At 49.8% G+C, this 11076-nt stretch carries 10 protein-coding genes; 3 read left to right on the top strand and 7 right to left on the bottom strand.

All coding sequences use genetic code 11. From position 1 onward, the window contains the following. Positions 1-179: 179 nt before the first annotated feature. Positions 180-932, top strand: coding sequence for a 2,3-diphosphoglycerate-dependent phosphoglycerate mutase (gene gpmA / locus OGX98_RS04915; RefSeq protein WP_045441130.1), 753 nt, complete (start codon positions 180-182; stop codon positions 930-932). Between the two features lie 60 nt (positions 933-992). Here the strand turns inward: gpmA and OGX98_RS04910 are convergent, their stop codons facing one another. The 5 genes from OGX98_RS04910 to aroG form a co-directional block, all read right to left on the bottom strand. Continuing rightward, positions 993-1769 (bottom strand): ABC transporter ATP-binding protein, encoded by a 777-nt coding sequence (locus tag OGX98_RS04910; RefSeq protein ID WP_045441129.1) that lies wholly within the window; start codon positions 1767-1769, stop codon positions 993-995. Then, on the bottom strand, positions 1766-2836 hold the full coding sequence (locus tag OGX98_RS04905; RefSeq protein WP_370637064.1) for a FecCD family ABC transporter permease: 1071 nt from the start codon (positions 2834-2836) through the stop codon (positions 1766-1768). Before OGX98_RS04905 ends, OGX98_RS04910 begins: the two co-directional genes overlap by 4 nt. Before the next feature lie 17 nt (positions 2837-2853). Continuing rightward, entirely contained in the window at positions 2854-3840 is a 987-nt protein-coding gene (locus tag OGX98_RS04900) for an ABC transporter substrate-binding protein (RefSeq protein WP_286594978.1), read from the bottom strand. 11 nt (positions 3841-3851) lie between these two features. Then, complete coding sequence (locus OGX98_RS04895) at positions 3852-6020, bottom strand: TonB-dependent siderophore receptor (protein WP_286594913.1); 2169 nt, start codon at positions 6018-6020, stop codon at positions 3852-3854. A gap of 171 nt (positions 6021-6191) precedes the next feature. Beyond that, positions 6192-7247, bottom strand: a complete 1056-nt coding sequence (gene aroG, locus OGX98_RS04890; protein ID WP_045441125.1) for a 3-deoxy-7-phosphoheptulonate synthase AroG — start codon at positions 7245-7247, stop codon at positions 6192-6194. Positions 7248-7570: 323 nt separating this feature from the next. Here aroG and OGX98_RS04885 point away from each other — a divergent pair, with 323 nt between their 5' ends. Then, entirely contained in the window at positions 7571-7945 is a 375-nt protein-coding gene (locus tag OGX98_RS04885; protein ID WP_045449506.1) for a YbgS-like family protein, read from the top strand. Between the two features lie 112 nt (positions 7946-8057). Beyond that, entirely contained in the window at positions 8058-8999 is a 942-nt protein-coding gene (gene zitB, locus OGX98_RS04880; RefSeq protein WP_200010609.1) for a CDF family zinc transporter ZitB, read from the top strand. Here zitB and pnuC read toward each other — a convergent pair. Then, positions 8996-9715 carry a nicotinamide riboside transporter PnuC gene (pnuC, locus tag OGX98_RS04875; protein ID WP_286594912.1) on the bottom strand — a complete coding sequence of 240 codons (720 nt, stop codon included), beginning with the start codon at positions 9713-9715 and terminating at the stop codon, positions 8996-8998. The genes zitB and pnuC overlap by 4 nt on opposite strands. Before the next feature lie 27 nt (positions 9716-9742). Next, entirely contained in the window at positions 9743-10786 is a 1044-nt protein-coding gene (nadA, locus tag OGX98_RS04870; protein WP_286594977.1) for a quinolinate synthase NadA, read from the bottom strand. Between the last annotated feature and the right edge of the window lie 290 nt (positions 10787-11076).

The following is an 11076-nucleotide window of genomic DNA, read 5'->3' as shown; positions in this document are numbered from 1 at the left end:
ACCCACATCAAACCCGCTCATAATCCCACCGTTCAAAGACAAAATAGCAACCTTGAGTTCACAAGAACCTTACACTGTGTCGCTATTTTCGCTATGGTTATGCGTAAGCATTGCCGCTGACGCATCACGGCAATATAATGAGAATTATTATCATTCGATAAAGCTTGAGGAGTGAGAGTATGGCTGTAACTAAGCTGGTTCTGGTACGTCACGGTGAAAGTCAGTGGAACAACGAAAACCGCTTCACCGGTTGGTATGATGTCGATCTGTCAGAGAAAGGCGTGGGCGAAGCAAAGGCAGCAGGTAAACTGCTGAAAGAGGAAGGCTACAGCTTCGATTTTGCTTACACCTCTGTGCTGAAACGTGCCATCCACACCCTGTGGAACGTGCTGGATGAACTGGATCAGGCCTGGCTGCCTGTTGAAAAATCCTGGAAACTGAATGAGCGTCACTACGGTGCGCTGCAGGGTCTGAACAAAGCAGAAACCGCAGAAAAATACGGTGACGAGCAGGTTAAACAATGGCGTCGTGGTTTTGCGGTAACCCCGCCAGAACTGACCAAAGACGATGAGCGCTATCCGGGTCACGATCCGCGTTATGCACAACTGACCGACAAAGAGCTACCGCTAACTGAAAGCCTGGCGCTAACCATCGATCGTGTTATCCCATACTGGAACGAAACCATTCTGCCGCGCATGAAAAGCGGTGAGCGCGTGATTATCGCCGCTCACGGTAACTCCCTGCGTGCGCTGGTGAAGTACCTGGATAATATGGGCGAAGATGAAATTCTGGAACTCAACATTCCGACCGGTGTACCGCTGGTGTATGAGTTTGACGAAAACTTCAAACCAATCAAACATTACTATCTGGGTAACGCCGACGAAATCGCAGCAAAAGCTGCTGCCGTTGCCAACCAGGGTAAAGCGAAGTAATGTATTTTGCCCGGTAGCGCAAGCTTACCGGGCCTACTATTGCTTATTCTGCTGTTCTTTTTATACGTCAATCACGCCGTCGAGTATCACCTGCGGCCTTCCCTGTGAACACCGTTCCACACGACCCCGAACATTGTACACTTCAGCCAAACTCTCTGCGGTAATGACCTCCTCAGGCTCACCGCTGGCAACCAGTTTCCCGTCTTTGAGCATTAACACGTATTCGCTATGGCGCAGCGCGATATTAATATCATGTACCACAACTACGGTGACCATATTGCGCGCCAGTGTTTCGCGATGGATTAAATCCATCACGTGGAACTGATAGTTTAAATCCAGTGCACTGAGTGGTTCATCTAACAACAGCAGGTCAGGTCGACGGATCAAAGACTGCGCCAGACCGACCAGTTGTCGCTGCCCTCCAGAAAGTTGATCGAGGTAGTGCAGCGCCAGATGCGCAATCCCAAGTTGTTCAAGTATTGCCAGCGCCTGAGCGTTACTGCTTTCATCGTCTCTTCTGCAGGACGCCCGCTGTGCAGCGATAATTGACTCCAGCACATGCAAATGAACACCCTGCGGCAGCGACTGTGGTAAAAACACCACCTTCTCAGCACGTTTAGCAAACGGCAACGATGTTAAATTCTCATCGTCAAGAATCACCTCACCGCTGGCTTTATTCAACCCTGCCAGCGAACGTAGCAATGTTGACTTCCCGCAACCGTTAGGTCCCAGTAATACAGTGATTTTACCCCGTGGCAGCTCGGCGACATTGAGATTATGAATCACTGGTTGTTTAGGATATCCCGCGTCCACTCCCCGGAGAATTAGCCCACTCATGACATGCTCCCCCGATGCCGCAGAATAATGCTCAGGAAAAAGGGGACCCCCACCAGCGATGTGACTATTCCAACAGGGATAATGATACCGGGAATAATGTTCTTCGACGCAATAGAGGCCAGCGAGAGCACCAGTCCCCCCGTCAGTACACTTCCGGGCAGGTAAAAACGATGGTCTTCACCAAATAGCATGCGTGAAATATGCGGTGCAACCAGCCCGATAAAGCCGATGGGGCCTACAAAAGCCACCGACAACGCCGACAATAAGCTGATGCGCAGAAGCGATGACAGGCGTAGCCGCCGCACATCAATGCCAAAACTCATCGCCCGATCTTCGCCCAGGCGCAGCGCCGTGAGTTGCCAGGCGCTACGCATTGACCATGGAAAGACAATGACAACAGCGACGGCCAGTACGCCAAGTTTTTCCCACGAAGCGCGGGCCAGACTACCCATTGTCCAGAAAACCAGTCCCTGTAGTGTGTCTTCATCGGCAACAAACTGCATCATTGACACCAGCGCGTTAAAGGTAAAGACCAGCGCGATGCCAAACAGCACCACACCGGATGTTGCTACACGGGTCCAGCGGGTGATGCCGTCAAGCAGTAAGGCGGAGAGCAGCGCAAAAATAAAGGCATTCGCAGGGATAAACCACGTGGCGGATACCCCCGGAATACCAATACCCAATACAATCGCCAGTGCCGCACCAAAGGCTGCCGCAGACGAGACACCAAGCGTAAACGGGCTCGCCAACGGGTTATTTAAGATAGTTTGCATCTCCGCCCCCGCCAGTCCGAGCGCCATTCCCACCAACAACGCCATTAGCGCGTAAGGTAAGCGGATATCCCAGACTATTACGCGGGTTCCGGCGTTGACACTTAGCGGATGGAGTAGCGCTTGCCAGAGATCGGCAAGAGCCAGGCCAGACGGGCCAAGGGTCGAATCCAGCACCAATGAGGCTGCTATCGCCAAAATAATCACCAGCGCCAGCACCCATCGCTTACGGATAACAAGACGATAGCGTTCGTCAATTGACTCCCGCATCTGTATATCAGCAGATGACGACATCATTTTCCTTATCTGCCGAATCATTTCGGCGGAGTGAGCACATCACTGACCTGTGAGTCACTGAGCGAGATACCAAAAAAATCGTGATAAAAATCACGAACTTCCTGGCGCATATCTATGTCAACAAAACGTTGTGGGTAAAGCGTTTTAGCCAGCCAGAGAAATTGCAGCGCCTCTTCGCTGGTCTCCCGACACCACCAGAACATACCTTTCGGATTAACATAGACTCGATGATGAATCACTGCATCGACTTGCGCCCACTGAGGGGAAGCCATAATGGCTTCTGCGTCGCGTTTATTCATTGCTACAATAACCGCCGGATTAGCCGCAACGATCTGTTCCAGCGCCACCTCCCCCGTTCGGTTTGATTTGCTGTCAAACCAGTGCTCGGCAATATTCCTTGCCCCAGCCAGATCCATCCAATCCTGATTAAGAGAGGGGCGACCGCTGGTTGTCAGCGGGTTGCCCATACTGTGATATATCGTCACTCGCTGATTGTCAGAAAGATCTTTTAAACGGTCCTTCACCAGCCCCACGTTATGGTCAAAATAGCGTTGGTAACGCAAGGCTTTCTGCTGAGCATCAGGTCCAAGAACATCCGCCGTTTTCTGTACCCGGGACGTTAATGCAGTCATGGAATTCGCTTCGAAGGCAAGAATACGCACACCAGCCTGCTGGAGTAATGATTCGCCTGGTACAGTCATCGATTTCGGCACGAATAACAGTTGCGTATCAAGCGAGATAATTTGCTCCGGATCCAACTCATGACCGCTGTTAACACTGACGACAGCGACATCATCAATACGCGGTAAACTCTGGCGGAAAAGCGGTATTTTCTTCGCTATCATTGATGTACCAACAATATTTTCGCCATAACCTAACATAGTGATAATGGTGTTTTGTGCGGGCCATGGCGATGCGATACGGACATCGCTTTGCGGTTGCGCGGCAAATAAGCTCCCCGCCACCAGACAGATCAGTGCGGGGAAAATACGGGTTAACGTCATCATTCCAGCCTTTAGAAATCTAACGTCACGGAAGCACGAACTTCGCGTCCGCTGCCGATAAATGCGCTCGGCGAACCGTTATCACCATCAGTCCCTGACGGGAAGATGGAGGCCCAGTAATGCTTATCGAACACGTTGTTCACGACAACCCGGAAGGTGGTAGGCACATTGCTGATTTTGGTTGTATAGCGAGTTCCTAAATCCCACGTGGTGTAGCTGCCAGCCCACGCGGTATTAGTGTCGTTAGCCGCTCGCTTACCGGTGTAGTGAATATTCGCGCTATAAACCCATTGCGGTATAGAAGGTAAACTGTATTCAGCCAACATATTAGCCTGTACTTTGGGAACCCCGACCACCTGCTTGTCGCTGGTTGAATCGCTGGCCGTATCTTTCAATTTTGGATTGAGGAACGTCACACCACTATAAACGTTTAATCCCTGCCAGACGTTTCCGGATGCAGTCAGTTCCAGACCATTATTTACCTGATTACCCTGTTCTTTATAGACATCATCATTGGGATCTACATAGGCAAAAGGACGTTCGAGCCGGAACAGAGCCGCGCCCAAATTCAACCCTGAAACATCCGCTTTAAGCCCTACTTCATATTGCTTACTGCGGTACGGATCCAGCGTTTGTCCGGCATTTTTCACATCGCTGTTGATTGGTGCGGTTCCCCCCTGTTCCAGGGACTCTGCATAGCTAATATAGGTCATCACATTTGGCGTAATTTTATACATCAGCGCCGCATTCGGACTTAATCCATCCTCATCAATCTGGCTGGTTTTATGCCCGTTCTTATTATAACTCTGTGACTGGATCCAACTCTGGCTGAGGTAAAACATTGTTGACCATTTCGGTGTCAACGTGATCGTATCGCCCACGGTAATACTCTGTTGTGTATTCACTCCGGATTTATAGCGATCACCGCTGGTTCTGATTTTTCCGTCGCCTTTCTCCGTCATCTCCGAAGGGTTATACATGTTAGTGGTGCCCCAGTTATAAGAAGAGCCGGTGCCTTTTGCACTGTACAAAGACCAAACATAACCCGTAGTTGAAAGTGCAATATCGTGCCCAATGGAGCCAGTATCCACATGACCATTGAGAGTGGCAGTATTGCTCAGTACACGAAAACGCCCCGCTGCAGTGGAGTCTTTCATCGTGCGGCTGATATCACCCTGATCATTTATTATTTTGCTCGATACGCTGCGCATCGCGCGATCCGCCTGCTGCCAGCCAACACCAGCCGTTACCGACCAGTCATCATTCAGATAATGAATCAGCCGTGTACTGACGGTATCCGTCGTCAGATCGTTACCGGCAGTACTGAGTGCAAGATTTTTATTTTTGGGATCAGGCGCAGAAGGTAATTTAATACCTGGACCATAGCTGAAGCTGCCCGGATATCCTTTCTGGACAAACTCATAGTGGCTGGCATCCAACTGCAACTGCGTACCGGGTTGAATATTCCAGTCCATCGCCACGGAGAGAAGCTTACGACGCAACGTACTATCGTCCAGGTTTCCTTCCCCTTCCTCATTCAGGATATTAACGCGATAGCCAAAACGGTTGTCATCATCAATATGCCCTCCCAGATCAACGTGCCCGGTGAACGCACTGCGACTCTGATAACCCAGAGTCACTTCACGTAGCGTCTCTTCCGTCGGACGTTTTGCAATAAAATTAAATTGCCCCGCCGGGCTGGCCGGGCCATACAATGCCCCCGTCAGGCTATTCAGTACATCCAGACGTTCCAGTGTTTCAACCGGGAACGCTGTTGTTGAAACAATATTCAGGCCATCCAGGCGACTGTTGGCAACAACGCTACCCTGCATACCACGGCTTTGCGGCCTACCAACATCCATACCGCCACGTGCCTGCATTTGCGTACTGGGTGAATATTTCAACAACTCACTCACGCTTTGCGCCTGCTGATTTTCAATCATCATTTTAGTGACCGTGGTCGTCGAATATGGCGTATCGACCCAGGCTTTATTTCCCTGCGGACCAACATCAATATCATTCGTTTTAAATCCTGCACCGGAAGGCGCAGAAGCTGGATTGCCGGAAGGCTGACTGGTGACGACAATTTCATCTTCAGACGCCGCTTCAGCGTGGACACTTTGGGATGCCAGAGTAATGAGAACAGGCAACAGTGTTGCTAAGTAAGTAGGTTTATTCATTTGTATTATCAATCGTTATGTAAAAATTTATATTACGATCGATATAGGTGTAAAATTTTGATCTCAGTCACGTCAAAACTTTTAAGAGCGTATCTAACTCTTTGTGATTATGAGAAATCAGAGATAAAAAAACCGGCCTGTTTAGCCGGTTTATAAACAAAGAAAAGGGTATTACTCGCCGCGACGAACCTTCACCGCTTTTGCCAGTTGGCGCAGCACAGAGTCAGTATCTTCCCAGCCAATGCAGGCATCGGTAATGCTCTTACCGTAAGTCAGCGGTTCGCCGCTATCCGGGTTCTGATTACCTTCAACCAGATGGCTTTCAATCATCACGCCAATAATCGCTTTTTCGCCACCGGCAATCTGCCCGCACACGTCTTTAGCAACATCCATCTGCTTTTTAAATTGCTTGCTGGAATTCGCATGGCTAAAGTCGATCATGACCTGCGGAGACAGACCCGCTTTGACCAACCCTCCTTTCACGTCAGCAACGTGTTGAGCACTGTAATTCGGCTCTTTGCCCCCGCGCAAAATGATATGGCAATCGCCATTACCACTGGTATTCACAATTGCGGAGTGACCCCATTTGGTCACAGACAGGAAACAGTGCGGCGCACCTGCGGCATTGATTGCATCAATGGCGACTTTAATTGTGCCATCGGTACCATTTTTGAATCCAACCGGGCAGGAAAGACCAGAGGCCAGCTCACGGTGCACCTGGGACTCGGTAGTTCGTGCACCAATCGCGCCCCAGCTCATCAGGTCCGCGAGATATTGCGGGGTGATCATATCAAGGAATTCACCCGCAGCCGGTAAGCCGCTATCGTTAATATCCAGCAGCAACTTACGCGCTATGCGCAGACCGTCGTTGATCTGGAAGCTGTTGTCCATATGCGGATCGTTGATTAGCCCTTTCCAGCCCACGGTAGTACGCGGCTTTTCAAAATAGACGCGCATGACGATTTCAAGCTCATCTTTCAACTCTTCACGCAGTGCCAGCAGGCGAGCAGCATACTCTTTGGCTGCGGCCGGATCATGGATAGAACACGGTCCGATAACAACCAGCAAACGATCGTCGCTCCCTTTCAGGATCTTATGGATCGCCTTACGGGCGTGAGCAACCGTATTTGCGGCATTTTCAGTAGCAGGGAATTTTTCCAGCAGTGCGACTGGCGGTAATAACTCGTTGATCTCTTTAATACGTAAATCGTCGTTCTGATAATTCATGATTATTCCAGCGTTGCCATACTTATATAAATGAATGCAATCCCTCCAATCTATATCTTCAATCATAAAGTGTAAACGGGGTTTTACAGTTTGGACGGATTAATCCTGGAATCAATCAAAAAAACGCAATAAAGTAGCGAAAAACGAGATCTAAACTACAATTTTTAACTGTAACAACTTACTTTTTTATTATTTTCAAGATTCTATGCTGTTTTTTATTTCCATACTGAAACATTAAACCACACCCTGACGATTTAACTGGCACATGCACTGTTGGAAGAGGTTATCCGACATATTGACCATTACAGGAGCATATTATGCAAATGACAATGACAAAGCTGGCCTCACTCTTTCTTACTGCAACTCTTAGCCTCGCCAGCGGCGCAGCGCTGGCTGCAGAAACAAACGCTCAGTCCAATAACGGCCAGGCAAATTCTTCGGCGGATGCTGGTCAAGTAGCACCTGACGCCCGTGAAAACGTTGCACCAAATAACGTCAACAATAACAAAATCAATTCGGGTGGAACCATGCTGCACCCGAACGGTTCATCGATGAACCATGAAGGAATGACAAAAGACGAGGTGCACAAAAACTCTATGTGTAAAGACGGTCGCTGTCCGGATGTGAATAAGAAGGTCGAGACCGGAAACGGCATCAATAATGATGTCGATACCAAAACTGATGGTACCACCCAGTAAAGCTAAAATATGGCTAATAACAGGAGAGCAAAAGCTCTCCTTTTTAATTTTGTCAGCCCAAACCCGGTATGATGTCATACAGTAAAGATGAGAATAACAAAGGGATGACACTATGGCTCACTCGCACACTCATACTTCCCCGGACCAGCACAAAGATAACAATGCCCGTCGACTGCTGTTCGCATTCTGTATTACAGCAGGATTTATGCTGGTTGAGGTGGTGGGAGGAATACTTTCAGGCTCTCTGGCGCTACTGGCGGATGCGGGGCACATGCTTACCGATGCGGCTGCGCTACTTTTCGCACTGCTGGCCGTCCAGTTTTCCCGTCGTCCTCCCACTATCCGCCACACATTCGGCTGGCTGAGACTCACCACACTGGCCGCGTTTGTTAACGCTATTGCGCTGGTGGTGATCACTATTTTAATCGTCTGGGAAGCGATTGAGCGCTTCCATACGCCCCGACCAGTAGCTGGCGGAATGATGATGGTTATCGCCGTCGCGGGTTTGCTGGCTAATGTACTCGCCTTCTGGGTTCTGCATCGCGGAAGTGAAGAGAAAAACCTCAACGTCCGCGCCGCTGCACTACACGTGATGGGCGATTTACTCGGTTCGGTAGGTGCGATTATCGCTGCGCTGATCATTATATGGACCGGCTGGACGCCTGCGGATCCCATTCTTTCTATCCTGGTTTCCGTGCTGGTACTGCGCAGCGCCTGGCGTTTATTGAAAGATAGCGTGAATGAATTGCTGGAAGGTGCGCCGCTTGCACTGGATATTGCTGCACTACAGCGCCATCTTAGTCGGGATATTCCTGAAGTTCGCAATGTGCATCACGTGCACGTCTGGATGGTGGGAGAAAAACCGGTAATCACATTGCATGTGCAGGTGATCCCACCGCACGATCATGATGCCTTGCTGGAGCGCATTCAGCACTTCCTGACGCATCACTATCAAATTGAACACGCGACCATTCAGATGGAGTATCAGCCATGTAATGGACCGGACTGTCACCTTTATCAGGGACTGTCCGGTCATTCACATCACCATCACTAATGGGAAAGCGCGCGTGAGCCGCGTTCGCGCGCGCTGTTTATCCACATCCTGCTGCCGTTGAGGGCAATAACCGTCAGGATCATATATTCCAGCGACATGGCATACACGCCTTGCAGGGCAAAGATCACCACACTAATAACGTTAATGACCACCCACAAAAGCCAGTTCTCGACGTATTTGCGTGTCATCAGGATCATCGCCACAATTGACAGCACCATCATGCAGGAATCCCAGAACGGGAAAGCGTCGGGTTGAAGTTCTGGTGCGGCAACCTGTAACCCCAGCCCCTGCATAATATTCACTGCCATGCGGGTCAAAAACGCAAACACCGGATCGATATACACCGTCATCAAACCAATCGCCACCACGCAAGCAGCCAGCCAACTTAGCGCTTTTGGTAACGGCAGCCAGCGAATTTTCAGTTCAGCCTCATGCTGACTGGTTTGCCGGGACCATGCATACCAGCCGTAGATGTTGGCGGCAAAAAAGAACACCTGTAACAACAGGCTGGCGTAGAGTTGGATCTGAAAAAAAATAATCGCAAATAACGTAACGTTGATCAGACCAAAGAAATAATTGCTGATTTTCTCCAGGCTAGCCAGGCCAATACACAGTAAACCAGCGACAGTACCTACCGCTTCAATCCATGACAGGTCGTAACCACCTGCACCAATCGGAATATGAACCAGAATATTCTGCGTGCTAAAAAAATCCATCTTTCCCCCCAGAGCGAAACGCGATAATTAAGCTCGTAGTGTAGCCGCAAATTCCAGCATGCGGTTTAACGGCAATAGTGCCCCTTCTCGCAGTGCTGCATCAACCTGTATCTCATGAGCCACTCCACCCTGCTCAAGACCTTCAGCGATCGCCTTAAGGCCGTTCATCGCCATCCACGGACAATGTGCACAGCTGCGACAGGTTGCCCCCTCACCAGCCGTCGGAGCCTCGAGCAACTCTTTATCAGGAACAGCCTGCTGCATTTTGTAAAAAATGCCCCGATCAGTCGCCACAATAAGTTGTCTGTGCGGTAACGTTTTAGCTGCGTTAATTAGCTGACTGGTTGACCCCACTGCATCGGCCATATCAACAATCGACTGAGGGGATTCAGGGTGTACCAGAACAGCCGCGTCAGGATAAAGCCCTTTCATGCGCGTTAATGCCTGGGTCTTAAATTCGTCATGGACAATGCAGGCTCCCTGCCAGCAGAGCACATCCGCACCGGTCTGTTTTTGCACGTAGTTGCCGAGATGTCTGTCCGGTGCCCAGATGATTTTTTCACCTAAACTATCAAGATGCTCAATAAGTTCAACGGCGATACTGGATGTTACCACCCAGTCAGCACGCGCTTTAACGGCGGCTGACGTATTAGCGTAAACCACTACTGTGCGATCCGGGTGAGCATCACAAAATGCACTGAAGGCGTCGATCGGACAGCCCAAATCTAATGAACACTCCGCCTGCAACGTTGGCATCAGGATAGTTTTTTCCGGGCTAAGAATTTTGGCCGTTTCTCCCATAAATCTGACGCCCGCAACCAGCAGTGTGGATGCTGGGTGTTTTGATCCGAATCGCGCCATCTCAAGTGAGTCAGAAATACAACCGCCGGTCTCTTCAGCCAATTGTTGGATTTCAGGATCGGTATAATAGTGCGCAACCATCACTGCATCGCGCTCTTTCAACAGGCGCTTGATTTTTTCGCGATAGAATTGCTTTTCATCCACACCCAGCGGTGCAGGCTTCGGCGGAAACGGATAGATTGCAGCTTCAGGGTCAAACATCACGCTCATCATGCTTTCTCGTTTTACTGGCTTAACGAAACAACCGACTTAAAGCGAGATGCACGCTGCAATCGGCTATATTTGTTTTATATGCTAAACAAGATAGCGGATTGGCGTATAAAAGTCACAATAATTGCGTTTGATGAATGCCGGATATGTTTTGTAAGCCTGATAAGCGAAGCGCATCAGGGAAGCAGGTTCGAATCTTATAAATCGCAGATAGCAAAAAGGCGCCTTTAGGGCGCCTTTTTACACTGGTGGGGCGTGCAGGATGACTCGCTTCGCTCGCCCTCCGGGCC

The organism is Citrobacter sp. Cm046, assembly GCF_030333065.1.
GTDB lineage: Bacteria > Pseudomonadota > Gammaproteobacteria > Enterobacterales > Enterobacteriaceae > Citrobacter > Citrobacter murliniae.
Note: the sequence above shows the minus strand (reverse complement) of the source record. Positions and strands in the feature narration are given on the sequence as shown.